Origin of the sequence: Streptomyces sp. NPDC051105 (assembly GCF_040682795.1) — a bacterium.
Classification (GTDB): domain Bacteria; phylum Actinomycetota; class Actinomycetes; order Streptomycetales; family Streptomycetaceae; genus Streptomyces.
Genome location: NZ_JBFBBR010000025.1, coordinates 23284 through 49829, shown reverse-complemented (window position 1 = coordinate 49829; position 26546 = coordinate 23284). Strand labels below are relative to the sequence as shown.

14 protein-coding genes are annotated in these 26546 nt (G+C 71.8%); 3 read left to right on the top strand and 11 right to left on the bottom strand.

The genetic code is table 11. The annotated features are described in order from the left end of the window. Window positions 1-34: 34 nt before the first annotated feature. The 6 genes from AB0N16_RS39090 to AB0N16_RS39065 form a co-directional block, all read right to left on the bottom strand. Window positions 35-2230, bottom strand: coding sequence for a glycoside hydrolase N-terminal domain-containing protein (locus AB0N16_RS39090; RefSeq protein WP_365805369.1), 2196 nt, complete (start codon window positions 2228-2230; stop codon window positions 35-37). Continuing rightward, window positions 2227-4212 carry a beta-galactosidase gene (locus AB0N16_RS39085; RefSeq protein WP_365805367.1) on the bottom strand — a complete coding sequence of 662 codons (1986 nt, stop codon included), beginning with the start codon at window positions 4210-4212 and terminating at the stop codon, window positions 2227-2229. Before AB0N16_RS39085 ends, AB0N16_RS39090 begins: the two co-directional genes overlap by 4 nt. After that, window positions 4209-6398, bottom strand: a complete 2190-nt coding sequence (locus tag AB0N16_RS39080; RefSeq protein ID WP_365805365.1) for a 1,4-beta-glucanase — start codon at window positions 6396-6398, stop codon at window positions 4209-4211. Before AB0N16_RS39080 ends, AB0N16_RS39085 begins: the two co-directional genes overlap by 4 nt. A gap of 301 nt (window positions 6399-6699) precedes the next feature. Then, window positions 6700-7638, bottom strand: coding sequence for a carbohydrate ABC transporter permease (locus AB0N16_RS39075; RefSeq protein WP_365805363.1), 939 nt, complete (start codon window positions 7636-7638; stop codon window positions 6700-6702). Then, complete coding sequence (locus AB0N16_RS39070) at window positions 7635-8675, bottom strand: ABC transporter permease subunit (RefSeq protein WP_365805361.1); 1041 nt, start codon at window positions 8673-8675, stop codon at window positions 7635-7637. Before AB0N16_RS39070 ends, AB0N16_RS39075 begins: the two co-directional genes overlap by 4 nt. Before the next feature lie 27 nt (window positions 8676-8702). Continuing rightward, window positions 8703-10394, bottom strand: coding sequence for an extracellular solute-binding protein (locus AB0N16_RS39065; RefSeq protein WP_365805359.1), 1692 nt, complete (start codon window positions 10392-10394; stop codon window positions 8703-8705). 356 nt (window positions 10395-10750) lie between these two features. Here AB0N16_RS39065 and AB0N16_RS39060 point away from each other — a divergent pair, with 356 nt between their 5' ends. Next, entirely contained in the window at window positions 10751-13654 is a 2904-nt protein-coding gene (locus AB0N16_RS39060) for a glycoside hydrolase family 3 C-terminal domain-containing protein (protein ID WP_365805357.1), read from the top strand. A gap of 60 nt (window positions 13655-13714) precedes the next feature. Here AB0N16_RS39060 and AB0N16_RS39055 read toward each other — a convergent pair whose 3' ends face one another. The 4 genes from AB0N16_RS39055 to AB0N16_RS39040 form a co-directional block, all read right to left on the bottom strand. Continuing rightward, complete coding sequence (locus tag AB0N16_RS39055) at window positions 13715-16165, bottom strand: Orn/Lys/Arg decarboxylase N-terminal domain-containing protein (RefSeq protein ID WP_365805355.1); 2451 nt, start codon at window positions 16163-16165, stop codon at window positions 13715-13717. A gap of 298 nt (window positions 16166-16463) precedes the next feature. After that, window positions 16464-17912 (bottom strand): aldehyde dehydrogenase family protein, encoded by a 1449-nt coding sequence (locus AB0N16_RS39050; RefSeq protein ID WP_365805353.1) that lies wholly within the window; start codon window positions 17910-17912, stop codon window positions 16464-16466. Between the two features lie 302 nt (window positions 17913-18214). Then, entirely contained in the window at window positions 18215-19780 is a 1566-nt protein-coding gene (locus tag AB0N16_RS39045) for a PucR family transcriptional regulator ligand-binding domain-containing protein (RefSeq protein ID WP_365805351.1), read from the bottom strand. Between the two features lie 131 nt (window positions 19781-19911). Then, the gene (locus tag AB0N16_RS39040) at window positions 19912-22077 is read right to left on the bottom strand and encodes an ATP-binding protein (RefSeq protein ID WP_365805349.1); all 2166 of its coding nucleotides are present in this window, start codon (window positions 22075-22077) and stop codon (window positions 19912-19914) included. 306 nt (window positions 22078-22383) lie between these two features. On the opposite strand from AB0N16_RS39040, the gene gabT reads away from it, so the two are divergent. Continuing rightward, a complete protein-coding gene (gene gabT, locus AB0N16_RS39035; RefSeq protein ID WP_365805347.1) occupies window positions 22384-23718 on the top strand; it encodes a 4-aminobutyrate--2-oxoglutarate transaminase in 1335 nt (444 codons plus the stop codon). Window positions 23719-23910: 192 nt separating this feature from the next. Then, the gene (locus AB0N16_RS39030) at window positions 23911-24798 is read left to right on the top strand and encodes a phosphatase PAP2 family protein (protein ID WP_365805345.1); all 888 of its coding nucleotides are present in this window, start codon (window positions 23911-23913) and stop codon (window positions 24796-24798) included. Here the strand turns inward: AB0N16_RS39030 and AB0N16_RS39025 are convergent. Beyond that, on the bottom strand, window positions 24737-26503 hold the full coding sequence (locus AB0N16_RS39025) for a glycoside hydrolase family 18 protein (RefSeq protein WP_365805343.1): 1767 nt from the start codon (window positions 26501-26503) through the stop codon (window positions 24737-24739). The genes AB0N16_RS39030 and AB0N16_RS39025 overlap by 62 nt on opposite strands. Between the last annotated feature and the right edge of the window lie 43 nt (window positions 26504-26546).

Below are 26546 nucleotides of genomic sequence, written 5' to 3'. Positions count from 1 at the left end.
TGTCCCTTCCATGGGTGGGGGGAGGTGCGGGTGGCTACCACGTCCCCAGGGTGAGGACGTGGTCTTCTCCGGCGACGAGGTCGAGCGGCTGGGCGCCGGAGGAAGTCCACAGGTCGATACGGAGCGTCCGGTGCGGCTTCAGGACGGCTCGCGCACCGCCGGGGGTCCAGGAGAGGTCGAGTTCGGCTCCGAACCGGGTGCGGATTCCGGTCAGCCGGCCTCGGCCGAGGGCGGCCGGGGGCGCGGGGAGCAGGACCAGCCGGTCCGGGGTCGACTGGACGAGGGCCTCGATCAGGACGGCGGGCAGGGTGTGCGCGGCGTCGGCGTTGTAGACGTCGCGGTTCGGGTAGTGGGCGCTCATCAGGGAGGCGTGGAAGAAGTCGCCGTCCAGGACCTGGCCGAGGGCGGCGGCGACCCGTTCGCGGTCCCGCAGCCGGGCGGCGACGAGCGCGTGGTGGAGGTGCCCGTGCGCCGAGTCGTTCTCGGCTCCGCGCAGTTCGAGCGCGCGACGGGCGGCGGCCGCCAGTTCCGGGGTGTCGTAGGGCGTGATCTCGTCGAGCGGCCAGACGCCGTAGAGGTGGCTGAGGTGGCGGTGGTCGTAGGTGTCCCGCAGGCCGGGCCGGGCCCATTCGGCGAGTGCGCCGTCGGCGTTGATCCGGTGCGGGGGCAGCTGATCCGCGAGGGCGCGCCAGCGGTCGGCGTCCGGGCCCGGGTGGTAGTCGGCGGCCGTGCGCAGGGCGTGCCGGGCGGCCGAGAGGTCCATCGCCGCGTTGACCGCGCCCCAGCTGCCGTTGGCCGGCCGGTTCTCGGGCGAGTAGGACGGGACGACCACCAGGTGGCCGTCGGTGTCGGTCCGGGTGAGGAAGTCCTCGTAGAAGGCGGCGACCTGGGCGAGCAGTGCGGCCGTACGCGGATCGCGCTCGCCGCGGATCTCGTCGTGGTCGACGAGCGGCTTGAGCAGCCAGTCGGCGCCTGCCGTCCACAGGTGCAGCGGGTACTCGCGGCTGAAGTGGTACGAGAGCCCCGACTCGCCGTCGGTGTGCGCGGGTGCGACCACGCCCCGGGCGCCGAAGACCGCACGGGCGTTCTCCCGCCAGTCGTCCTGCTGACGCAGGATCAGAGCTTCCAGGGCGGCGGTGACTTCGGGGAGAGCGGCGACGCCCGCGGAGGCCGTCTGGAGGTTGAGGTTGGCGTCGTTGGTGAAGGCGCCGGACCAGGCGGTGTTCCAGTCGCCGGTCCACAGTCCGGTCAGGCGGGGCGGGTTGAGGCCGGAGGAGGAGAGCAGGTGGTAGCGGCCGGCGGCGAAGAGCCGCTCCAGGAGAGCGGTGCTGCGGGTGCGCTTGAGCAACTCCGAGCCCGGCAGGGCTCGTTCGGCGGGATCGGCGGCCAGGTCGAGGGTGACGCGGGTGTAGGCGGTGCGGTGGAGGTCGAGGTGCCGGGCGAGCAGGGCGTCGTACGACAGCCCGTCGTCGAGCAGCGCGCGCAGCTCGCGCGCCTCGGCGGCCACGTCGAGTTCGCCGGTGTGGCGGCGGACCCGGGTGAGGAGGAGGACGGAGTCGGCGCCGACGACGCGGACACCGGGCGGGACGAGCTCGGTACTGCCGCCGGTGACGGCGACGAGGGTGACACCGGTGTAGGCGCGGTCGCTGTCGGGGTAGCGGGCGCGGAGGCTGAGCAGGGCACCCTCGGGGGTGCGGAGGACGCCGTGTCCGATGCCCAGGCCGGGCGGAGCGCCCGGGAGTCGGTGGTCGAGGGCGATGTCGAGGTGGCCGGCGCCGACCCGCTGCACGATCACGTCGTCGGCACGGGAGACGAAGAGGCGGCTGGTCCAGTCGGCGGTGGTGGCGACGACCTCGCCGGAGCCGAAGTCGACGCTCCGGCGATAGCCGTCCGTCCGGCCCTCCGGCCTGCGCAGCCGTATCCGGAAGGCCGGATGGAAGGGCTGGACCCACTGGAGAGGGCGGCCGTCGGTGAAGCTCTCGGCGGCCCGCAGGTCGCCGGCGAGCAACCGGTCCTGCACGGTGGCGAGTTCGGCGGCCAGGCGGGGCGGGCGGGCGTGTTCGCCGCCGTTCGGGCGGACGAGGGTGTGCTGGGTGACGATGACACGGTCGTCGTTCGGATCGCCGGACACGAGGGCGCCGTGGTGGCCGTTGCCGCTCAGGAAGGCGTCCTCCCAGCGGGCGGCCGGGGCGGGCTCCCAGGTGCCGTGCGCGGGTCCGGTGGTGGTCATGGCTTGAGCACCGCCACTCCGTAGCGATCGAGGGTGACCGCGTCGGTGACGGCAGAGCCGGTCAGCAGGTCCCGGTGGGCGCCAGGGACGTGCACCTTCACGGCCTCGCGCCCGTGGTTGAACAGGAACAGCAGCTCACCCCTGCGCACCGCCTCGACCCCCGTCGGCAGCCCGTCGAGCACCGGACGGGCTCCCGCCCCCGCGGCGATCCCGCCGACCAGTTCCCGGAGCGCCTCCGGTTCGGGGAGCGTGGAGAGGTACCAGGCACGCCCGTTGCGCAGCACGGCGGGCAGCCCGTCGAGTTCCCCGCCCCGGTACGGCACGGTCTCGGAGACCCCGGGAGCGGCCTCGATCTCCTCCGACCACAGGGTCCCCCGGAAGCCCTCGCACCCGACGCTCTCCCCCGGGTCCAGCGGCCACCACTCGTGCAGGGTGCGGATGCCGAACAGCTCGCGCAGCCGGGCGTCCATGCCGCCGGGGCGGATCCGGTCGTCCTGGTCGGCGACGCCGGTCAGGAAGCCGCTGACCAGGGTGCCACCGCCGTGGACGTAGCCGAGGAGGTTGCCGATGGCGGTGTCGGTGAGGAGGTACAGCTGGGGCACGACCACCAACCTGTAGGCGGACAGGTCGTGTTCGGGGTGGGCGAAGTCGGTGGCGAGGTTCGCCTCCCAGAGGGCGCGATGCCAGGCGTGCAGTACGTCGGGGAGGTCCACCTCGGTGGAGAGCCGTCCTTCGTGGGCGCCGGCCCACCAGGAGTGCCAGTCGTGGAGAACGGCGACGTCCGCGGACAGGTTGCTGCCGGTCACTTCGCCGCCGATGGCGGCGAGTTCGGTGCCGAGACGCACGACCTCCTGGTACGTGCGGCCCTCCGCCCCCGCATGACTCACCATCCCGGAGTGGAACTTCTCGGCACCCTGCCGGGACTGCCGCCACTGGAAGTAGCAGACGGCGTCCGCGCCCCGGGCGACGGCCTGCAGGGACCACTGACGGTTGAGGCCGCGGGGTTTGGGATGGTTCACCCCGCGCCAGTTGACCGGCCCGGCGGCCTGCTCCATGAGCATCCAGGGGCCGCGCGCCTGGGAGCGGGTGAGGTCGTGGACGAGCGCGCTGTGCTGGGCTCCCAGTGGATCCCGCGGGTCGGGGTAGAGGTCGACGGAGACGACGTCCTCCTCGGCCGCCCACCGCCAGGCGTCCTGGCCGATCCACAGCGGCATGAAGTTGGTGGTCACCGGGATGTGCGGGGTGTGCCGGGCGACGATGTCCCGTTCGGCCGCATAGCACTCCAGCAGCATGTCGGAGGTGAACCGGCGGAAGTCCAGCACCTGGGTGGGGTTCTTCAGGTAATGGGCGTGGCGCGGCGGCAGGATGCCGTCCCAGGTGTCGTATCCCTGGCTCCAGAAGGCCGTGCCCCAGGCGGAGTTGAGGGCGTCGAGGGTGCCGTAGCGCTCGCGCAGCCAGCGGCGGAAGGCGGCGGCCGCCTCGTCGCCGTAGTCGAAGGTGCAGTACTCGTTGTTGATGTGCCACAGAGTGAGGGCGGGGTGGCCGCCGTAGCGGGCGGCGAGGTCCTCGGTGATGGCGGCCGCGTAGCGGCGGTAGGTGGCGCTGGAGTGCGAGAAGTGCTGGCGGCCGCCCCACCACTCGGTGCGGCCGTCGGCGTCCCGGGGCAGGGTGTCCGGGTGCAGCCGGCCCAGCCACGGCGGCGGCGCGGAGGTCGGGGTGGCGAGGACGACTCCGATGCCGTTGTCGTGCATCAGGTCCATGAGCCGGTCCAGCCAGCCGAAGTCGCGCTCCCCCGGCCGGGGTTCGAGCTTCGCCCAGGAGAAGACGCCCATGGTCACGGAGTTGACGCCGGCGGCCGTCATCAGCCGGACGTCCTCGTGCCAGGTCTCCTCGGGCCACTGCTCGGGGTTGTAGTCTCCGCCGAAGAGGATGCGGCCGCGGGCGGCGTCGGCGAGGCTCGGTCGTTTCCGTTCGCCGGTCATCGAAGCGGCTCCCCGTACTGGATGCCGCGCCCGTTGGTGGCGAGGTAGACCCGGCCGTACACGCGCGGGTCGCCGGTGATCGCCTGTCCGGTCCAGCCCCACTGGTGCCGGTCGTCGTTGATGCGGACCCAGGTCCCGGCCTCGTCGTCGGAGCGGTGGACGGCCGTGCTGGACTCCGTGGAACCGACGAGGTAGACGGCCGGGTAGCGGGCGCCGTCGGCGGCCTTGCCGAAGCCGAGGGTGTAGGCGGCCCGGCAACTGGCCACCTTGGTGAAGGTCACACCCCCGTCGGTGGACCGGTACAACCCGTTCCCCTTCACGCTCAGCCACAGGTCGCCCGATCTGCCGGGGGCCGCGACCAGCTGGAACTGGCTGTCCCCGGCGGGCAGCCCGGTGGCACGCGCCGTGAACGTCCGGCCACTGTCAGTGCTGGCTTGTAGCGTTCCTGTGTCGGTGTCGTATGCGTAGAAGAGCGTCGGGTCGGCCGGGTCGGCGACCGGCGTGGCGCCCTTCGGGAAGGAGGGGATCTCGGTCCAGGTGGCGCCGTTGTCGTCCGAGCGGTGGGCGGGGTACTTCGTCCCGTCCCAGTGCACGAAGGACCACAGCAGCACGCTGCCGTCGGCGTTGGCGGCGATCGGCCCCGGTGCGTCGTGGGCGAGGGAGGGCTGGGCGGCGAAGGGCGCCCAGGTCCGGCCCCCGTCGTTCGAGAAGGCACCGTTGCCGTGGTCCCCCCAGCCGGTGCGGACCACGTACGCCGGCCTGCCCGCGGCCTGCGCGAGTCCCGTCGCCGACCCGAACACGGGGTTCGTGGCCATACCGCGGGCCGGAGACGCGGTGAGCCGCTCGTGGTACAGGACGCCGATGTCCCCCGAGCCGCTCAGCAGGTGTGCCTCCCCGACCGGGGGTGACACCAGCTGAACCACGGACGTCTCCTCCAGGCCGCGGACCCGCGGGGCCCAGTGGACGAGGTCACGGGTGCCGTAGAGGGTGGCGCCGGTGCCGTAGACGACGTGCTTCGAGTCGTGCGGGTCGATGGCCACGGCCTGGATCCACCACCCGAACTTGGGCTGATCGCCGCCCCACTTCAGGAAGGGAGTCTCCGACACGTCCAAGACCGCGGTGTCCTTCAGGGACGTCCAGGTACGGCCGCCGTCGGCGGTCCGGTAGAGGGTGTCCACGGCCGCCCACCGGTTGTTCGTCGAGACGACGACGGTGCCGGGCCGGCGGGCGTCGACGGCGACCCCGCCGTAGCCGAAGGTGTCCCCGCCGCCGGGGTGGACCGGGGTGACCTCGGTCCAGCGGCCGGTGACGGTGGAGAGCTTGTGCACGCTGCCGTCGGCCTGGCCGTTGGGACCGGGGGCGTCGGCGTAGGTCACGTACAGCTCGCGCGCATGCCGGTCGTGGGCGGCGCGGACCGGGATCTTGGCGGAGGTGCCGGTGGGCTGGCCGGGGACGGCTGCCCAGGCGGTCCCGTCGGTGGTGCGGTACAGGTTGACGGCGCCGGCCCTGCCGTCGGCGTCGCCCCAGCCGGCGTAGACGGCGCGGCCGACGGCGACGAGGAGGGTGACGCCCTGGCCGGAGGCGGCGGGGGTGGCCGGGAAGCCAGTGGCGGCCGCCCAGGTGGCGCCGCGGTCCGTCGACTTGAGCAGTCCGTCGTGCCTCGTCCCCAGCCAGAGGGTGTCGCTGTCACGCGGGTCGACGAGGAGGCGCTCACCCATGCCCCGGCCGTCCTCGTTGGCGCCGAGCTTGACGGTGAGGTCGGTACGGGTCCAGGTGGCACCACGGTCGTCGGAGCGGAGGATCGCGCCGTTGCCGGCCCAGGACTGGGCGTAGGTGCCGAGGGCGAGGTAGAGCCGGTTCGGGTGAACGGGGTCCACGGCGAGGGCCTCGACACCGAGGAGGTTCCAGTCGTCCCAGCCGAGGTGGTCGGTGAGGGGGGTCCAGCGGGCGGCGCGGGCGTCCCAGCGGTAGGCGCCGCCGATGTCGGTGCGGGCGTAGGCGAGGCCGGGGGCGGTGGGGTGGAAGAGGACGCCGGTGACGAAACCGGTGCCGCCTATGGCCACGTTGCGCCAACGGTACGCCTGCGGGCGAGGCTCGTCGGCGTGGGCGTTGGCGCTGAGGACGGGGAGAGTGGTGAGGGCGGTTGCGGTGGCGGCGAGTACGGTTCTGCGGCTCAGGGTGGGCATGGGGAACCTTCGGTGGGGTTGGGTGGGCGACCGGGGTGGGGGCTGGGCGGGGGTGGGACGCTTACCGGCGCTTGCAGGGTGCCGCCCGCGCCCACCCGTGCCGCCTGGGGGTCCCCCCAGGTCTTTCGGGCTCCGGGGGAGGCACGACTGCCCGCGGCCGGGGAGTGTCACGAGCGCCCGCGGCTGGGGAGACGCGGCGGCTACAGCGCCCCTTCAGGGGCGCGGGGAACTGCGCGGCCGGCCGCGAACCACCCGCAGTCGCCGGCACTCCCCGGCCACCCCGTTCACAAGGCGCCGTCGGCTAGCCCTTCACCGCACCTGTCAGCATCCCCTTCTTGAAGTGCTTCTGGACGAACGGCGACAGGACCGCCACCGGCAGCAGCGCCATCACCATCACCGCCATCTGCACCGCGAGCCCCGACAGCTGACCCGTCTTGATCGCCTGCCCCAGCCCCACCGGGGCTTCCTGCTTCTGCACCAGCTGGATCATGACGTTCTGCAGCGGCATCTTGTCCTGGTCGTTGAGGTACAGGGACGCGTTGAACCACGCGCTCCAGTACCCGACGGCGTAGAAGAGGGTGATCACGGCGAGCACCGCACGCGACAGCGGCATGACGATCTGCCACAGGATCCGGAAGTCGCCGGCGCCGTCGATGTGCGCGCTGTCGATCAGTTCCTGCGAGATGCCCATGAAGAATCCGCGCAGGACGAGGATGTTGAAGACGCTCACCGCGCTCGGGAGGATCAGGGCGAGATAGCTGTCGGTGAGGCCTAGGGACTGGACCAGCAGGTACGTCGGGATCAGGCCCGCGCTGAAGAACATCGTCGCCAGCAGCAGCATCAGGAACCAGCGGTGGCCCAGGGAGCCGATGCGCGAGAGGCCGTACGCGCACAGCACCGACACGGCCATCGAGAACAGCGTGCCGACGACGGTGATCAGGACGCTGATGATCGTGGCCCGGGTGACCTGGCCGCCGCTCAGCAGTTCCTTGTAGGCGACGAAGGTGATGTCCTTGGGCACCATCACCAGTCCGCCGGCCTCGTCGATCGTCTTCCGTGAGGAGAGGCTGGTCACGACGATGATCCACAGGGGGAAGAGGATGCCCAGGCAGGCGAGGGCGAGCACGAGACCCTTGCCGGCCGAGCCCGCCTTGCCGGGCTCCTCCTCCCATGCCGGACGGGGCGGGGCGGCCCATCGGGAAGGTTCCCGTACGGGAGGCTTGTCGATGACGGCGGTCATTTCTTGTACACCCCCTGCTCGCCCATGAGATGGGCCACTTTGTTCGCGGCGAGGACCAGGCCGAGGCTGACCACGCCCTTGATCAGACCGGCGGCGGCCGCGTAGCCGAAGTCCTGGTTGCGGACGCCATTCCACCAGACGAAGGTGTCGAGGACTTCGGCGGCTCCTGGGCCGACCGCGTCGCGTTGGAGCAGGATCTGTTCGAAGCCGACGGTCAGCGCGTCGCCCACGCGCAGCACCAGCAGCAGGGCGATCACCGGCCGCAGGGCGGGAAGCGTGACGTGCCAGATGCGGCGCCAGCGGCCGGCCCCGTCCATCGCCGCCGCCTCGTAGAGGTCCGGGCTCACGGAGGCCAGCGCGGCCAGGAAGACGATGATCCCCCAGCCCGCGTCCTTCCAGACGCCCTCCGCCGTGACCAGGAACTTGAAGGTCGACGGGTCGGTCATGATGTCGAGGCCGTCGTAGCCGTGCTGCCTCAGCAGCTGCGACAGCACGCCCGCGCCACCGAAGATCTGCTGGAAGACGGAGATGACCAGCACCCAGGAGAAGAAGTGCGGGAGGTACAGGACCGCCTGGGAGATCGCCCGTACCCGGGGCCGGACCACGCTGTTGATGAGCAGCGCGAGCGCGATCGGGATCGGGAAGAACAGCACGAGTTGCAGGGAGAACAGCACCAGTGTGTTCTTCACCGCGTCCCAGAACGCCGAGTCGGCGAAGATCCGCTGGAAGTTCTCGAAGCCCACCCAGGGGCTGTGCAGCATGGAGACGATGCCGTTGTCGCTGACGTACGGGTCGTAGTCCTGGAAGGCGACGATGTTGCCGAGGATCGGCAGGTAGTTGAAGACCAGGATCAGCAGGACCGCCGGCAGCGTCATCAGGATCAGCGCGCGGTCGCGTCTGAATCTGAGGCGCAGGCTCAGTTTCCCGGTCTTCTCCTTCTTCCCGGTTCCGGTGGTGCCGTCGGACGCCACCGGAGTCCTCCCCGCCCTGTCGTCGTCTGCCTCGGCCCTGCTGCGAGGCACCGTGCTGTGGGACACGGCCGTTCTCCTTGCCTCGGTGCCGGGTCAGCTCGCCGACGAGCCGTTGTCGTCGAGTAGCTTCTGGTACCAGTCGCGCAGCCGGTCGCCGCCCTTGCTCTTCCAGTCGGAGACGGCCTGCTGCATGTCGCTGATCTTCTTGCGGCCGCGGGTGATGTCGTCCTCGAGCGTCTCGAAGTCGTTCATGAGGTTGGTGTAGCGCGACGGCTCGGTGATCATCTGGCCGTAGAAGCTGGACTTCTTGGTGAAGGAGCCCATCCGCTGCTGCCACTCGACCTGCGCCTTGGCGACGTCGGGGAAGTCGGGGTGGGCGATGGTGGCGGCGGGGCTCGCGACCATGACGTAGGCGTTCAGGACCTCGTTGTTGCCCTGGGTGGTCTTGATGGGCACGCCGTCCTTGACGGTGTAGTCGGTGCCTTCGGGGCCGTAGTTGGTGAGCATGTACTCCTTGGTGCCGTACGGCGCGGCGGTGACGTTGGCGACGGCCAGCACGTCACGGATCACGGACTCCGGGGCCTTCTTGTTGATGAAGGCGAAGATGCCGGCGGGCTGCTCGGCCCACAGCTGCGGGTTGCCGCCGTCGTGGCCGAAGATGTCCATGCCCCAGATCTTGTAGTCCGGGTTCTGGGTGGCCTGTTCGGCGGTACGGCTCCACCACTGGCTGATGTTGTTGGGGTAGATCAGGAACTCGCCGGCCGCGAACTTGGGGCCGGGGTCGGGGGCGTTCTTGCCCAGCAGGGAGTCGGGGTGCACGACCCCGGCGGCGAAGAGCTTGCGGGCCCACTCCAGCGCTTCGAGGTACGCGTCGGTCTCGATGCGGTTGACCAGCTTGCCGTCGACGAGGTTCCAGCCGAGCGGCTTCTCGCTGCCGGAGAGCACGCCGAAGGACTGGAAGGCCGTCCACTTCATGTCCATGCAGGCCCAGCGCTTGGCCTTGGCGTTGGTGATCTCCTTCGCCAGGGACAGGAACTCGTCCGCGGAGCGCGGGAGCGCGTACCCCTCCTTGTCGAAGATGTCCTTGCGATAGAGGGGCACGATGCCGGTGACGTACGGCGAGGGCTGCGGCAGGCCGCGCAGCTTGCCGCCGAAGATGCAGCGCCGCCACGCGTCGGTCGGGATGGCGGCCAGGTTCGGGTAGTCCTTGACCTTGTCGCCCGACAGGTACGGGCCGAGGTCGGCGAACTTGCTGATGATGGCGGTGGGTATCCTGCCGCCCATGTTCCAGCCCGGGACGACCACGACGTCCGGTACGTCGCTGGAGGCGAGCACCGCGCCGAGCTTCTGGTCGTAGGTGTTGCCGTCCTGGTTCTGCCACTGGACGTCGACGCCGATCAGGTCGTCCATCGCCCTGTAGTAGGCATTGCCGGCCTTCGGCGGGGAGCCCCAGAACGGGGACATGATGGTGACCTTGCCCCCCTTGCCGAGCTTCTTCGGGACCGAGGTCTTCAGCGTCGCCAGGTCGAGCTTGCCGGTGAAGCCGATCGCCGAGCCGTTCTTCGCCGGGATGTCCGGAGTCACCACGTTGCCGGCGACGTAGGACGGCAGCAGCTTCTTCGCGTCCTTGCCCGAGGAGGAGCCCCCTCCTGACCCGCTGTCCGACGCTCCGCAGGCGGCGAGCAGCGGCATCCCGCCCGCCACCGCTGCGGTGGCGACGGCCGTGGAGGCGAGGAAACTTCTCCGGCTCGGCCCGGAGGGGGCGGAAGCGGCGTTCGGCGTCATTGCGTCAACCCTTCATGGCGCACCAGGACACCCGGCGGTGGCCGTCGGCTGCGGTGTCTCGAGTGGAACTGGCTGAGCTGAAGCGATCCCCCGACCATGGTCGACCGCTGTCATGTGTCCCTGGGGCGGACCGTCGCGTCGGCTAGTCGAAGCGCTTCGATGTTGCTGCGAGGTTAAGTGAACACCCGGGGGTGCACAAGGGTCGCCCCCAAGATTCCTCCGTGGTGCCGGGGTTGACCTCTTCGTATGTGCCACTTGAATTTTCGGTGAGCGTCTCTTGACACCCGACGGTGCGTCCAATGAGCATCGAAGCGCTTCGAAAGCTCCTCGTCGCTCCATCGCAGGGGGAACCGCACGTGACCGCTCACACGCCGCCTACGCCGCCTTTCCGCGATCCGCACCTGCCGTTCGCGAAGCGCATCGACGACCTGCTGGCGCGGCTCACCCTGGACGAGAAGGTCTCCTTCCTGCACCAGTTCGCACCCGCCGTGACACGCCTGGGCATCGCCGCCTTCCGCACCGGCCAGGAGGCCCTGCACGGGGTCGCCTGGATGGGCCCGGCCACGGTGTTCCCGCAGGCGGTCGGCCTCGGCGCGACCTGGAACACCGATCTCGTACGCCGGGTCGGCGAGGCCGTGTCCCGGGAGGTCCGGGCGATGCGCGCCCGCGACGACCGCGTGGGCCTCAACGTCTGGGCGCCGACGGTGAATCTGCTGCGTCACCCGCTCTGGGGCCGCAACGAGGAGGGCTACTCCGAGGACCCGAAGCTCACCTCCGCCATCGCCACCGCCTACACCCGCGGCCTGCGCGGCGACCACCCGGTGTACTGGCGCACCGCACCCGTCCTCAAGCACTGGCTCGCCCACAACAACGAGACGGACCGCGCCACGTCCTCCTCCTCGGTCCGCCCGCGAGTGCTGCACGAGTACGATCTGCGCGCCTTCGAGGAGACCGTGCGGGCGGGCGCGGTGGCCGGGGTGATGCCGGCGTACAACCTGGTCAACGGCCGTCCCAACCACGTCTCCCCGTACCTGCGCGAGCGGTTGCGGACCTGGACGGAGGAGGATCTGCTGGTCTGCTCGGACGCCGGCGCGCCCAGCAACCTGGTCGACCACGAGCACTACTTCGACACCCATGAGGAGGCCACCGCGGCCGCCCTGCTCGCGGGTGTCGACAGCTTCACCGACCACGGGACGGATGGTTCGCAGATCGTCGCGCGGATCAACGGGGCCTTGGCACAGGGCCTGTTGACCGAGGCCGACATCGACACGGCCGTGCGCCGCCAGCTCTCGGTCCGCTTCCGTCTCGGCGAGTTCGACCCGCACGACGATCCATACGCCGACCCGCACTCCGACCCGCACTCCGACCCGCACTCCGACCCACACGACGATCCGCACGCGCACCCGTCCGACTTCGACACTCCCGCGCACCGCGCCCTCGCCCAGGAGGCCGCGGAACAGGCGATCGTCCTGCTCAAGAACGACGGCGACCTGCTGCCGCTCGCGCCCGACACCCGGATCGCGGTGGTCGGTCTGCTCGCCGACGAGTGCAAGCTCGACTGGTACAGCGGCACGCTGCTGCACCGCTCCACCCCGCTGGAGGGCCTGTACGAACGGTTCGGCGCCGAGCGTGTGGAGTTCGCGGAGGGCGTGGACCGGGTCCGGCTCAGGCTCGCGGACGGCACCTTCCTGCACGTACCGCCCGCCCCCGAGGCCGCCGACGAGACGCGCGGCGCGACGGGCGCCCTGGACCCGGCGCTGCTGGCGGGCCGTACCGACCTGCCCCCGCTGACCACCGACGCGACGGGTACCGAACTCGCCCTCGTCGACTGGGGCGACGGCGTGCTCACGCTCCGCGCCCCCGACGGCCGCTATCTCTCGGTCGCCGACGACGGCCGGGTCCGTGCCTCCGCCGACCAGCCCGGCGGCTGGGTCGTCCAGGAGACGTTCCGCCTGGAACCCCATGAGCACGGTCACCTCCTCCGGCATCTCGGCACGGGTCGCCACGTCTCTGTCGCCGCCGACGGCGTGAAGGTTGCCGCCGAGAACGCGTCGATCTTCGAGTTGATCATCGTCGAGCGGGGTACGGAGGCCGTCGCCAGGGTGGCCGCCGCGGCCGACGCGGTCCTGGTCGTCGCGGGCAACGACCCGCACATCAACGGCCGTGAGACCGAGGACCGTACGACCCTGGCCCTGCCCCCGCACCAGGAGCGCCTGCTGCGCGCGGCCCGGTCCGCGAACCCGCGGACGGTCCTGGCCCTGACGTCGGCCTACCCCTACGCGGTGGACGTGGCCCGCCTCCCCGCGGTCCTGTGGACGGCGCACGGTGGCCAGGCGGCCGGCACCGCGCTCGCCCGCGTGCTGGCCGGTGACGTCTCACCCGCGGGCCGCCTCCCGCAGACCTGGTACGCCTCCGACGCCGACCTCCCCGGCCTCCTCGACTACGACGTGCTGGGCGCCCGCCAGACGTACCTCTACTTCGAGGGCACCCCGCTGTTCCCGTTCGGCCACGGCCTGTCGTACGCGTCCTTCTCCTACGCCGACCTGGTCACCGAGGTGGTGGACGGGACGCTCAGCGTGTCCTTCACGGTCACCAACACCGGTGACGTGACGGCGGACGAGGTGGCCCAGCTCTACTCCCGGGCGGTGGAGCCGTCCTCGGTGCGCCCGCGCCGCGAACTCCTGGCCCACCGAAGGGTCACCCTGGCCCCCGGCGCACGGACCGGGCTGACCTTCGAAGTCCCGCTCTCCGCCTTCGCGTTCTGGGACGTGGCCCGGGACGGATGGCGTCTGGAACAGGGCCCTTACGACGTCCTGGTCGGCGCGTCCAGCGCAGACGTCCGGCTGCGCACGACGGTGATCCTGGACGGCGAGCAAGCGCTGCCGCGTGACGTCACCGCCGAGCGCGGCCTGCCCGCCGCCGACTTCGACGAGCAGTCGGGCATCGCGATCGTGGACCGTACGAGGTCGGCGGGCGACGCGGTCACGCCGAAGGGCGACGGCCTCGGTGAACTCGTCTACCGGGACTGTGACTTCGGTCTGGGGGTGACGGAGGTGACCGCGCGGGTGTCGGGCGCCGGCTCGCTGGAACTGTCCCTGGACGGCGGCCCGTCGCTGGCGGTGCTGACGCTCACCGAGCCGACGCCGGGCCCGTATGCGTACACCTCGCTCACCGCCGGCATCGCCGCCGAGGGCGTGCACGACGTCCACCTGAGACTGCGCGGCCCGCTGCGGCTCGCGCACGTCGGCTTCTCCGGTTGAGGGTCCGGAGCGGCCGACACGGGGGAGGGCCCGGCACCGGAAGGCATCGGTGCCGGGCCCCTACCCGACCTGCTTCCCATCGGCCGGAGAACGGCCGAGCCGGCCGACACGCCCGGGCGAGTGCCCCGGGTGCGGCTCCGCGCCCCGGAGCAGGCACTCGATCAGGTAGTCGCCGGTGTCCTCGTCGATGGTCACGCCGTGGGTCTCGCTGCGGAAGCCGGGGAAGCGGCGGTCGAAGGATTCCAGGGCTGTGAGGTAACGCAGCAGCGGGCCGTCGGGGGCGCCGACCGACTCGCCCGGCATCAGGACCGGGATGCCCGGCGGGGTGACCGTCACCATGGCGGCGGCGACCCGGCCCGCCGCCTCCGAGATCCGGACCCGCTCGGTGTCTCCCCGCACCAGCCGCTGGTAACAGTGCTGAGGTGGCGCCACGGGCTGCGGGAGCTGCTGGAAGGCCCTGTCCAGAAGCTCCACCAGGCGCGCGGAGCGCAGCTGCTCGTGCATGTCCTGGCACAGCCCGCGCAGGGTCAGGCCCGCGTACCGGCGGGGGTGCGCGGCGACGGCCTCCGGCAGGACCCGCTCCAGTGGGGCGTCGGCGTCGTAGAGCGCCTTGAAATCCGTCAGGGCGTCCAGCAGGGTGCCCCACTTGCCCTTGGTGATGCCCATGGAGAACAGGATCAGGGTGGTGTAACTGTCGGTCTTCTCCACGACGATCTTCCGGGTGGCCAGATAGGCGGTGAGCACCCGGGCCGGGATGCCCTCCTCGGTCATCTCGCCGGTGGCGCTGATCCCCGGACAGGTCAGCGTGACCTTGACGGGGTCCAGCATCGTGTGGCCCTCGGTGAGCCCGGGGAATCCGTGCCAGTCGGCGCCGGGCTCCAGCAGCCAGCAGGACTGGTCGGTGCGCAGCAGCTCCGGCGGGGCTTCCTCGAACCTCAGCCGGGCGCCGGTCACCGGGTCGGTGACCGTGTCCGGTTGCCACACCCCGAAGAACCACGGCGGCCGGTCCCCGGCACTCTCGATCTGCTGCCGCAGCCGCACCATCTCCTGACGGAAGCGGATCGCCTCGGTGACCGCCTCGTCGATCAGCCACTCGCCCTGTGGGCCGTCCATCATCGCCGTCGCCACGTCGAGCGAGGCGATCATCGGGTAGAGGGGCGAGGTGGTGCCGTGCATCATCAGCGCCTCGTTGAACCGGTCGTGTTCCACCGGTGCCCGCGGTGCGGGCCGCACGTGCACCATCGCGCTCTGCGACAAGGCCGCCAGCAGCTTGTGCGTGGACTGGGTGGCGAACACGGTCGGGCGGTCCGGGCCGGGAAAGGTCTCCTCGTCCACCGACATTCCGTAGCGGCCGGCGTAGAGCGGGTGGAAACGAGCGTACGCGAACCACGCCTCGTCGAAGTGCACCCGGGGCGTACTGGCGGCGAACGCACGAGCGGTGGGCACGGCGTCGTAACTCAGGCCGTCATAGGTGGAGTTGGTGAACACCGCGTACTGCGGGTGCGGGGACACCGCGCCCTCGGTGAGCGGGTGCGCGGCGATCCGGGCCGCCACCGCGTCCGCGGCGATCTCGGCCGGGGGCAGCGGTCCCGCCAGGCCGTAGCCGTTACGGGTGGGCACCAGATAGACCGGCCGGGCGCCGGAGACGACCAGGCCGTGCAGCACGGACTTGTGGCAGTTGCGGTCCACCAGCGCGATCTCGTCGCGGGTCACGCTGAAGTGGCCCACCAGGCGGTTGCACGTCGAGTCGCCGTGCAGCACGAAGTAGGTGAGGTCGGAGCCGAACACACGGGCCGCGTTGCGCTCCGCCTCGCCGATCGGGCCGGTGTGCTCGAACAGCGAGCCCAGTTCCTCGACCGAGATCGACAGGTCGCTGCGCAGCAGCCGCTCCCCGAAGTAGTCGTGGAAGGCGCGCCCCGCCGGTGACTTGAGGAAGGCGACCCCGCCAGAGTGGGCCGGGGTGTGCCAGGAGTACTCGTGGGCGTCGTCGAAGCGGCGCAGCGCCCGGAAGAACGGTGGCAGCACGGATTCCCGGTAGGCGCGGGCTGCGGCGGTGATGCGGCCCGCGATGAAGCCCGGGGTGTCCTCCAGCGGCCAGACGTAGCCCACGACCGACTCGGACACCCACAGCGGCAGCTCCCCCAGGCCCTCGCCGGTCATCACCAGGAAGACCGGCAGGTCCCGGAAACGGCGGCCGATCCGGCGCAGCACGGCGGCGCCGCCCGGAGGCCCGTCGTGGGTTCGGTCCGGCCCGGCCAGTGTGCCGTCCGGCGCGGCGAGCGCGGCGCCGGGGCCGTCAGCAGGGGCCCCGGGAAGGCCCCAGGCCACCAGCGCGGCAGCCAGACCGGCCTCGGTGCGCAGTACCGCGTCCGCGTCCGCGGACGTGACCGCCCACCGGACTTCGAAGCCGCCCGCCTCGATCGCGTCCCGGATCGCCCGTAACTGCTGGGACCCGGCGCCCTCGCCCCGCGGGTGTTCGGGCACCGCGACCAGGATCCTGCTGTCGGCCATGCGCTCCCCTGCCGTCCACAGCGGCGCCCCCGGCCGCCCCCGGCCAGTGTCCTGGCGGGCCGTCCGGCAGAGCGCCGGCCATGACGGCAAACCACCCCTGCAGCGGAACCCGCCGTCCCGACGTTGACTTTCGCAGCAGTTCCACCGGCCACTGCGCACCCACGGCGGTCCGGAGCGGCGGCACGGCTTCAGTTCCTCCCTGCGGCGCGGGTGACGCCAGCGTGAAAACGGAGACGGCCGCAGCCCCCGCACAGTGGGCTGCGGCCGTCCTATCGCTCTCGGGTCCGTCCGTGGCAGGTCAGAGGGCGAGGCCGGTGAGGACCAGGACTCGCTCGTAGGTGTAGTCGTCCATCGCGAACTTGACGCCCTCGCGGCCGACGCCGGACTGCTTGGCGCCGCCGTACGGCATCTGGTCGGCGCGGTAGGAGGGGACGTCGCCGATGACGACACCGCCGACCTCGAGCGCACGGTGAGCGCGGAAGGCGGTCCCCAGGTCGTGGGTGAAGACGCCCGCCTGGAGGCCGTACTTGGAGTCGTTGGCGGCGGCGAAGGCCTCGGCCTCGCCGTACACCTTCTGCACGGTGAGGACGGGTCCGAAGACCTCCTCGCAGGAGATGGTGGTGTCCGCCGGGACCTCGGTGAGGACGGTCGGCGCGAAGCTGGCGCCGTCCCGGTCGCCGCCGGTGACCAGCGTGGCGCCGGCCTCCACGGCCTCCTTCACCCACGCCTCGACGCGCTCCGCGGCGGCCTCGCTGACCAGCGGACCGACGTCCGTCTTGGCGTCGGCGGGGTCACCGGTGACCTGGGCCTCGACGGCGGCGACGATGCGCGGGAGCAGCCGGTCGTAGACGGAGGCGTCGGCGATGACCCGCTGCACGGAGATGCAGGACTGGCCGCCCTGGTAGTTGGAGAAGGTGGCGATGCGGGTGGCGGCCCAGTCGAGGTCGGCGTCGCTCGCGTAGTCGCCGAGGACGACGGCCGCGCCGTTGCCGCCCAGCTCCAGGGTGCAGTGCTTGCGGGGCACCGAGTCCATGATCGCGTAGCCGACCTTCTCGGAACCGGTGAACGAGATGACGGGGAGGCGCTCGTCCTGGACGAGGGCGGCCATCTTGTCGTTGGCGACCGGGAGGATCGACCAGGAGCCGGCCGGGAGGCCCTCGGTCTCGGCGAGCAGGTCGCCGATGATCAGGCCGGACAGCGGGGTGGCGGGCGCCGGCTTGAGGATGATCGGCGCGCCGGCGGCGATGGCCGGGGCGATCTTGTGGGCGCAGAGGTTGAGCGGGAAGTTGAAGGGTGCGATGCCGAGGACGACGCCCTTCGGGAAGCGGCGGGTCAGCGCGAGCCGGCCCTGGCCGCCGAGGTCGGTGTCGAGCCGCTGGGCCTCGCCGCCGTTGAAGCGCCGGGCCTCCTCGGCGGCGAACCGGAACACGGAGACGGCACGGCCGACCTCGCCGCGCGCCCACTTGATCGGCTTGCCGTTCTCGGCGGAGATCAGCTGGGCTATCTCCTCGGTGCGCTCGGCGAGGCGCCGGCTGACGTGGTCGAGGGCGGCGGCGCGGATGTGTGCCGGGGTGGCGGCGAACTCGTCCCGTACGGCGTACGCGGCGGCGACGGCTTCCTCGACCTGCGTGTCGGTGGGCACGCTGACCTTGCCGACGAGGCGCCCGTCCCACGGGCTGGTGACGTCGAAGGTGTCCTCGCCGGTGACCTGACGGCCGGCGAGCCAGAAGGCGTGGGTGGCGGTCATGAGAGTCCCGGCCCTTCCGCGTGTGTGGGGATGTTCTTGGCTTCCACGGTCCACCGTAGGCGCGGGAGGGAGAAGCGGCGCTTGTCCGGGGTGTAGTGGTGGGGAACGGGGCTGCGCCTCTTTGGCAGGGGCGGCGCGTGGGTCGCGTTCTCCGCGCCTCCGCGTTCTCCGCGCCTCCGCGCTCTCCGCGCCTCCGCGCTCTCCGGCTTCTCCGGCTTCTCCGCGCTCTCCGGCTTCTCCGCGCTCTCCGGCTTCTCCGCGCTCTCCGGCTTCTCCGCGCTCTCCGGCTTCTCCGGCGGCGATCAGTCCGCCGAGGTCGCCTTCAGGGCCAGCCACAGCTCCATCCGGGCATCCGGGTCGTCCAGGGAACGGCCCAGGATCTCCTCGACCCTGCGCATCCGGTACCTCAGCGTATGCCGGTGCACGCCCAGGTCGGCCGCCGCCGCGTCCCACTGGCCGTGCCTGGACAGCCAGGCCCGCAGGGAGGCCACCAGGTCACCGCGGCCCGTCGCGTCATGCTCGTACAGCGCCCGCAGCAGACCGTCCGCGAACGCCTTCACCGCGTCGTCGGCCAGCAAGGGCAGGACCGAACCGGCGGCCAGCTGCTCGTGCTCGACCAGCACCCGGCCCCGCCGCCGGGCCACCGACAGGGCCTGTTCGGCCTGTTTGTAGGCGGCCGGCGCGCCGATCGGCCCGGACGGGGCGGACATGCCCACGACCAGGTCGTCCTCCTCGGTGGCGTCCTGCTCCGGCGCGGCCCGGGCGGCCTCGCGCGCCGCCGCGTGGTCGGCGCACGCGCCCACCGCCGCGCCTCCGTCGGCGGCCAGCACGACCAGCCGCTCCCCCTCCGGCACCACCAGCACCGCCTCCCCGGCGCGCGCCGCGGCCGACTCGACCGCCTCCGCGAGATGGGCGAGCAGCTCGGCACCCGCATCGGCGACGATGATCCGGAAGGGTGCGTCGAGAAGCCCGCCGTACAGATCCCCGGCAACGCCCCGGGCGTGGTCCGGCTGCCCGGCGAGGAGCATGCGCAGTACCGCCGCACCCACCCGCTGCTCGGCCGCCTGCAGCGAACGGGAGCGTTCCGTGGTGAGCGTGAGCAGTGCGATGGCCGAGTGAACGGCGTACCGCTCGGCGGTGCCGAGGGCCGCCGCGGTGCCGACCGCGAGGGCCGCCCGGGGCCTGCGGCCGGTGCCGAGCGAGTGCAGCTCCACCCGGTCCTCGTTGTCCGGGCCGCCCACCACCGAGGAGGCCGGCGCCGGGCGCTCCCGCAGCCGTTCCACCTCGGCCGTCAGCCGGGCCGCCCGGCGGCCCGCCCACTCCGGTGCCGTGGCGACGACCGCACCCGAGGCGTCGTACAGCGCCGCCCAGCCGTCGACCTGCGCGGCGAGTGCGGCCAGCAGACCCTCAGGACCCGCGTTCAGGGCCTGCCTGGTCAGTTCGCGCTGGGCGGCGAAGCCCGCCGTCACGGCCCGGTACTGGTCGGCCGCGATCGCTGCCGACACGGCCTTGCTGATGGCGAGGAAGGGGGTGCGGCGCGGCACCTCCAGCAGGGGCAGGTCCTCCCGCTCCGCCGCGTCGACCAGGGCCTTGGGGATCTCCTCGTAGTTGACCCCGACGGCGAAGCCGAGACCCACCACACCCGCTCCCACCAGGCGTTTCACATACCGTCGCATGGCCTCCGGATCGTCCGCGTCCAGCTTCAGCGCGGTGATCAGGAGGAGTTCCCCGCCCTCCATGTACGGCACGGGGTCGGCGAGTTCGCTGACATGGGCCCAGCGCACGGGCACGTCGAGGCGGTCCTCGCCCGCGCGCACGGTCAGTTTGAGCGCGGAATGGTGGACGAGCGAGGCGAGCGTGGGTGGCATCGGGCCGTCAGATCTTCTCTTCGGTCGCGCACACGTGAAGACGTGCACAGGGGCAGCGGGGCCTTTGGCCGTCTCGTATGAACGGCCTCTATCGATTCTGCCTCACTGTACGGTCGCGTGTGACTGCCTGTTCAAACCCGGCCGGCGCCGCCCCTGAGGTCCACCAGCAGCGGCGGCGCGTGCTCGCCCTTGACGGTCGTCAGGGAGAGGACCGCATGGCCCGCCGGCACGCCGTGTGCGAGCTCGGAGGCCGACCAGCGCTCGCGCTCCACCTGGCGGACGGTGACCGCGCGGGCCGTGGGCGCCTTGCCGGTGATGACCTGCCGGACGACGTGCAGCGCCTTGCCCGCCGGGGTCTCCGCGATGATCTGGCGGTCGGTGACGTCCCGGGCCTCGGTCCACTCCTTGCCCCAGACCTCGGCGAAGTCCTGGCCGTCCCAGGGGGTGAGTCCGGCGAAGGCCATACGGCAGCCGGTGGCCCCCAGCAGCGGCCCGCGCAGGGGACGGGGCACGTCGTCCAGGGTGCGCAGGGTCAGCGCGACGCCGGCGTTGGCCGACCGCAGACGCTGCACGGCACGTACCGCCTCCGGCGTCACCACACCCGTCGCGTCGTCCAGGAGCAGGCAGGCGAAGAGCGAGCGGTCGTCCCGGACCGTCACGCTCGCCGTGAACTGGGCGAGCACCAGCCGGGCCAGGATGCGGGAGGCGTCCGCGTGGCCGCGCTCCGGCAGGTCGATACGGACCCGGACCGGGTGGTCGAGGGCCTTCAGGGAGAAGGGGCGGGACTGGCCGGAGGTGTCGAAGAACCCGGCGAAGGCCGGACGGTCGAGGAGAGCGATGCGGTCGGCGAGCACCGCGCCCACGTCACCCGGGTGCCCCATCTGCCGTTCCCGGGCGTCGAGTTCGCGCAGCAGCGACTCGTGTCCTGTGGCTGTCAGCGCCTTGCGGAGCGCGGCCACCGGGCCGGGGGCGCCGTCGAGGAGCTGGCGGAGTTCGGGTACGGAGGGGAAGCGGCCGTGGACCGCCTTGAACGGGCCGAGCAGCTGGGCGAGGACGGTGGTGGAGCGGCGGCTGTCGCTGCCGGGGGGCGGGTCGGCGAGGTCGCCGACCAGGGCCTCGGCGATTATGGCGGCGGCCTCGTCGGGGTCGGTGGTGCCGCCGTACAGGTCGAGGTCGTAGACGGACTCGGGGTGGGCGATGCGGACGACGACGTCGTAGGAGTCGGCGGGTCCGAGTCCGGCGCCGGCCGCGCCGACGACGACCACGGAGGCGCGGCCGGCGAGCGCGTGCAGGCAGAGCGACTCGGCGAGCGGGCGCACCAGCGCGCCGGACTTGCCGGAGCCGGCCGGACCGACGGCGAGCAGGGAGGTGCCGAGCAGCTCGGGACCGAGGGCGAGGCCGGTGCCGCGGTAGAGGTAGGGGTTGCGGGGGTCGTCGGCCGTCGTACCGAGCCGCACCTGGCCGGTGACCAGGTCGTGCCGGGCGTGCCGGGCGGGCAGGTCGCGTTCCCCGGAGGGGTGCAGGCAGGCGGCGGCGCCGTCCTTGACCACGGCGGCGGAGAACGACGCCATGCTGTGCCGGCCGCTGCGCACGCCCTGCCAGGCGCGGGCGATGCGGGCCTGGTCCACGTCCCCCATCAGCCCGGCCCGTGCGTCGGCGGCGAGCCGATCAGCGGCGTCGTGCGCCCCGGCGGCACGGAGGTGGGGCCACTGGGCGGGGTCCTGCTCGGGGGCGGGGGGCCGTTCGGCGCCGGGGGTGGCGGCCTGGGTCCAGGCTCGCGGGCCATAGCGGCGCCAGACCTCGCCCCAGCGGCCGAGACGGCCGACGACGAGCATGATCGCCAGGGCGATGAGCGTGTAGTAGCCGTACCAGAGGACGGCGTTGCCGACGCGGTCGTCGCTGTGCCGCCAGGAGTCCGGGGTGAACAGCTCCAGGGGCACCACCCACCAGCCGCCCAGATAGCCGTTCCACAGCAGCGACCAGACCAGCCAGCCGACCAGGAACGCGATGAACGCGCCGCTCAGCAGTTGCCGGGCCGGGATCCGCTCGGGCTCCTCCTCTGGCCTGGGCGTGTACCGGAACCGCCACACCCCGGGCGCGGCCTCCGGCCGCGGCGCCCGCAGCCAGCTCAGGAAGGCCGAGCCGTCGGGCCTCGGAGGCGCCCCGGGCGGCAGCTTCGGCCGCGGCGGCACGGCGGCGGCCTCGGCCGGCGCCCTGCCCGCGTCCTGCGGCCCCGCCGGACGCGGTACAGGATTCGTGTGCGTGCCCTGTGTGTCCCGCGTCCCGTCGCTGTCCATCGCCCTTTCCCCCTGACCAGCCGTTCCGTCCACCGTCAGCGAGTCAATCTAACGCCCTCCCCAGGGGAGTTCACCGCTTACGCGGCCGAGGAACCGTCAGCCGGGTCCCGCCACCGCCCGGCGCAGTATGTCCACCACGGACAACGCCACCCCCGGACAACACCCACATGGAGCATGCCCACCTCCCACGGCCGGACCTAGCCTGCGAAGAAAGAAGGAGAGCGTCCGGATACGCACCGCCGGAGCCACCCCGGGCCGCCGGACACGCACAGCGCCCCGGAACGCACGATTGATCAGGGAGCCCCCATGACCGCACTTCCGCAGGAGCGCCGCGTCGTCACCGCCATCCCCGGCCCCAAGTCGCAGGAGCTGCAGGCCCGCCGTACCGCCGCGGTCGCGCAGGGTGTCGGTTCCGTGCTGCCGGTGTTCACCGCCCGCGCGGGCGGCGGCATCATCGAGGACGTCGACGGCAACCGCCTGATCGACTTCGGTTCCGGTATCGCGGTGACCAGCGTGGGCGCCTCCGCCGAAGCCGTCGTACGCCGGGCCGCCGCCCAGCTGGCCGACTTCACCCACACCTGTTTCATGGTCACCCCGTACGAGGGCTATGTGGCCGTCGCGGAGGCGCTGGCCGAGCTGACGCCCGGCGACCACGCCAAGAAGTCCGCGCTGTTCAACTCCGGCGCCGAGGCCGTCGAGAACGCCGTCAAGATCGCGCGCGCCTACACCAAGCGGCAGGCGGTCGTCGTGTTCGACCACGGGTACCACGGCCGGACCAACCTCACCATGGCGCTGACCGCGAAGAACATGCCGTACAAGCACGGCTTCGGGCCGTTCGCGCCCGAGGTGTACCGGGTGCCGGTGGCCTACGGCTACCGCTGGCTCACCGGTCCCGGGAACGCGGGTGCCGAGGCCTCCGCCCAGGCCATCGACATGATCAACAAGCAGATCGGCGCGGACAACGTGGCCGCGATCATCATCGAGCCGGTGCTCGGCGAGGGCGGCTTCATCGAGCCCGCCAAGGGCTTCCTGCCGGCGATCAGCCAGTTCGCCAAGGACAACGGGATCGTGTTCGTCGCCGACGAGATCCAGTCCGGGTTCTGCCGTACCGGTCAGTGGTTCGCGTGCGAGGACGAGGGGATCGTTCCGGACCTGATCACCACCGCCAAGGGCATCGCCGGCGGTCTGCCGCTGGCCGCCGTCACGGGCCGCGCCGAGATCATGGACGCCGCGCACGCCGGCGGCCTCGGCGGCACCTACGGCGGCAACCCGGTCGCCTGTGCCGGTGCGCTCGGCGCCATCGAGACCATGAAGGAGCTGGACCTCAACGGCAAGGCGAAGGCCATCGAGGCGATCATGAAGGCGCGGCTGTCCGCCATGGCCGAGAAGTTCGACGTCATCGGCGATGTGCGGGGCCGCGGCGCGATGATCGCCATCGAGCTGGTCAAGGACCGTACGACCAAGGAGCCGAACCCGGAGGCGACCGCGGCCCTCGCCAAGGCCTGCCACCAGGAGGGCCTGCTGGTCCTGACCTGTGGCACCTACGGCAACGTGCTGCGCTTCCTGCCGCCGCTGGTCATCGGCGAGGACCTGCTCAACGAGGGCCTCGACATCATCGAGCAGGCCTTCGCTCGGATCTGAGCCACAGGGTTCTCGCAGCCCGCTCACAGGGTGTCGAACCCATGTGTCACAGCCGCCCCTCCCCTCCCACCTGGCGTGATGTGGGGGGCTGGGGCGGCCCCCGTCGGGCCGTGTGAAGAAGGTGTGCGAGGTGGATGACGGGACGCGATTCCGCCTGTCGCCGCACCGCACTCTGCCGTAGGTTCTCACCAGATGAGAGATACACCCCGCCCACAGGGGACTGTGGGCGACTTCAGGCCGGGGCCTCCCCAGCTTCGACCTGGTCGTGCCCTCGCGCACACAACCGGGGCCTCCGGCTCCGGATCTCCTCACCGATCGGACGGTCGCTCGCCCCAAACCCCCCGGGGCGCGCGACATTCCGATCCGGACGGCCGCCCCGGAACCACCCCCCCTGTTCCGGGGCGGCCGACCTCCTTCCTTCGCTTTCCCCTCGCGGGACTCCTGGGGCTCGTGGTCCTTCCGGCCCTTCTCTTCGCGCTGATCACCTGGCAGGTCGTGGCCCACGGCCCCCTGCTCCGCCTGGACAGCCGCCTGAGCAGCGCACTCGTCCACCCGGACCGGTTCTCCGAGCTCCTCTCCGACCTCGGGAACGTGCAGGTCGCGGTTCCGGTCCTGGTGATCGTCATCGGATACGTCGTCCGGCGCGGCCGTTCCACCGGTACAGACCGCTGGTGGCTGCCGCCCGCCGCGGCCGCCGCCCTGATGGCCCTGGTCCCGGCGATCATCGTGCCGGTCAAGGACTGGACCGCCCGTCCGGGGACCCCGGTGGTGCCCCCCGCGGTCGGCTACTTCCCCTCCGGCCATACGGCGACGGCGGCGATCGCGTACGGCTCCGCGACCCTGCTCCTCCTCCCCTGGCTCCGCTCCCGCGCCACCCGCCGCACCGTCGTCACCGGTTGCGCGGCCCTGGTCCTCGCCGTCTCCTACGGTCTGGTCCGCCGCGGGTACCACTGGCCGCTGGACGTGGCGGCCAGCTGGTGCCTGTGCGCGGTCCTGCTGACCGCACTGTGGCTGCTGCTCAGCCGAAGTACGCGTCGAAGGTCTTCTGGAACTCCCAGTTCGAGAACCGGTCCCAGTTGACCGACCAGGTCATCAGGCCGCGCATGGCCGGCCAGGTGCCGTGGGTCGCGTAGGAGCCGCAGTTCGTCTTCTTCGTCAGGCAGTCCAGGGTCTTGGTGACCTCTGCCGGTGCGACGTAGCCGTTGCCCGCGTTGGTCGAGGCCGGCATGCCGATCGCGATCTGGTCCGGGCGCAGCGGCGGGAAGACGTTATTGGCGTCGCCCGCCACCGAGAACCCCGTGAGCAGCATGTCGGTCATGGCGATGTGGAAGTCGGCGCCGCCCATGGAGTGGTACTGGTTGTCGAGGCCCATGATCGGGCCCGAGTTGTAGTCCTGGACGTGCAGCAGGGTCAGGTCGTCGCGCAGGGCGTAGATGACCGGGAGGTAGGCCCCGCAGCGCGGGTCCTGGCCGCCGAACTTGCCGGTGCCGTAGAACTGGTAGCCCATCTGCACGAAGAAGGTCTCGGGCGCCATGGACAGCACGAACTTCGCCCCGTACCTGGCCTTCAGCGTCTTCAGCGCGGAGATCAGGTTCACGATCACCGGGGTCGTCGGGTTCTTGAAGTCGGTGTCGCTCGTGTTCAGCGACAGCGAGTGGCCCTCGAAGTCGATGTCGAGGCCGTCCAGGCCGTAGGTGTCGATGATGTTCGAGACGGAGGAGACGAAGGCGTCCCGGGCGGCGGTCGTGGTCAGCTGGACCTGGCCGTTGGCGCCGCCGATCGATATCAGCACCTTCTTGCCGGCCGCCTGCTTGGCCTTGATCGCCGCCTTGAAGTCGGCGTCGCTCTCGACGTTCGGGCACTCGGTCACGGGGCAGCGGTTGAAGCGGATGTCCCCGGAGGTCGCCGAGGTCGGCTCGCCGAAGGCCAGGTCGATGACGTCCCAGCTGTCGGGGACGTCGGCGAGCCGGGTGTAGCCGGAGCCGTTGGCGAAGGAGGCGTGCAGGTAGCCGACCAGGGCGTGGGTGGGCAGGTCGGTGGAGCCGCCGGAGGAGCCGGCGGTGGTGGCGGTCACCGCGGCCGACTTCGCGGACTCGCCGGCGTCGTTCACCGCCGTGACCTGGAAGCTGTACGCGGTGGAGGGCGTGAGGCCGGTGGCCGTGGCCGAAGTCCCGGTCGCCGTCTGGACCTTCACCCCGTTCCGGTAGATCGCGTAGCTCGTGGCGCCGGTGACCGCCGTCCAGGACAGACCCACGCTGGAGGAGGTGACCGTGCCGGTCTTCAGTCCGGTCGGTACGGCGGGCGGCTGGCCCGTGGAACCGCCGGGGCCGACGAGGGAGATGTCGTCCGCGTAGTAGGCGCCGGTGCCGTACCAGCCGTGGGTGTAGATCGTGACCTTGGTGATCGAGGCGCCGGTGGTGAAGGTGGTCGTGAGTTTCTGCCAGTCGGGGGCGGACTGGGTCCAGGTGGAGACGTCGGTGGTCCCGGTGCCGCTCGCACCGAGGTAGACGTAGGAGCCGCGGACGTAACCGGACAGCGTGTACTGCGCGCCCGGCTGCACGGTCACCGTCTGCGCGCACTGCGCGTTGTCGCTGCCGGCCGGGGTCGCCTGCAGCGCGGAGCCGCCACTGTGCACGGGTGAGCTGACCGTCGTACCGGCCGTGCAACTCCAGTTGTCGAGACCGGACTCGAAGCCGCCGTTCCTGGCAAGGTCCGCGTCGGCCGCACGGGCGGCCGACGAGAGCGCGGTGATACCGGACACGGCCAGCAGCCCGGCCGTGAGCATGGTGAGAACAGGTCTCGCGCGAACCACAAGTGCCTCCGGGCTT

Excerpts from the sequence above, each read along its gene's own strand:
- AB0N16_RS39090 (WP_365805369.1), bottom strand. The coding sequence starts at position 2,230 with ATGACCACCACCGGACCCGCGCACGGCACCTGGGAGCCCGCCCCGGCC.
- AB0N16_RS39085 (WP_365805367.1), bottom strand. The coding sequence starts at position 4,212 with ATGACCGGCGAACGGAAACGACCGAGCCTCGCCGACGCCGCCCGCGGC.
- AB0N16_RS39080 (WP_365805365.1), bottom strand. The coding sequence starts at position 6,398 with ATGCCCACCCTGAGCCGCAGAACCGTACTCGCCGCCACCGCAACCGCC.
- AB0N16_RS39075 (WP_365805363.1), bottom strand. The coding sequence starts at position 7,638 with ATGACCGCCGTCATCGACAAGCCTCCCGTACGGGAACCTTCCCGATGG.
- AB0N16_RS39065 (WP_365805359.1), bottom strand. The coding sequence starts at position 10,394 with ATGACGCCGAACGCCGCTTCCGCCCCCTCCGGGCCGAGCCGGAGAAGT.
- AB0N16_RS39055 (WP_365805355.1), bottom strand. The coding sequence starts at position 16,165 with ATGGCCGACAGCAGGATCCTGGTCGCGGTGCCCGAACACCCGCGGGGC.
- AB0N16_RS39050 (WP_365805353.1), bottom strand. The coding sequence starts at position 17,912 with ATGACCGCCACCCACGCCTTCTGGCTCGCCGGCCGTCAGGTCACCGGC.
- AB0N16_RS39045 (WP_365805351.1), bottom strand. The coding sequence starts at position 19,780 with ATGCCACCCACGCTCGCCTCGCTCGTCCACCATTCCGCGCTCAAACTG.
- AB0N16_RS39040 (WP_365805349.1), bottom strand. The coding sequence starts at position 22,077 with ATGGACAGCGACGGGACGCGGGACACACAGGGCACGCACACGAATCCT.
- gabT (WP_365805347.1), top strand. The coding sequence starts at position 22,384 with ATGACCGCACTTCCGCAGGAGCGCCGCGTCGTCACCGCCATCCCCGGC.
- AB0N16_RS39030 (WP_365805345.1), top strand. The coding sequence starts at position 23,911 with ATGAGAGATACACCCCGCCCACAGGGGACTGTGGGCGACTTCAGGCCG.
- AB0N16_RS39025 (WP_365805343.1), bottom strand. The coding sequence starts at position 26,503 with ATGCTCACGGCCGGGCTGCTGGCCGTGTCCGGTATCACCGCGCTCTCG.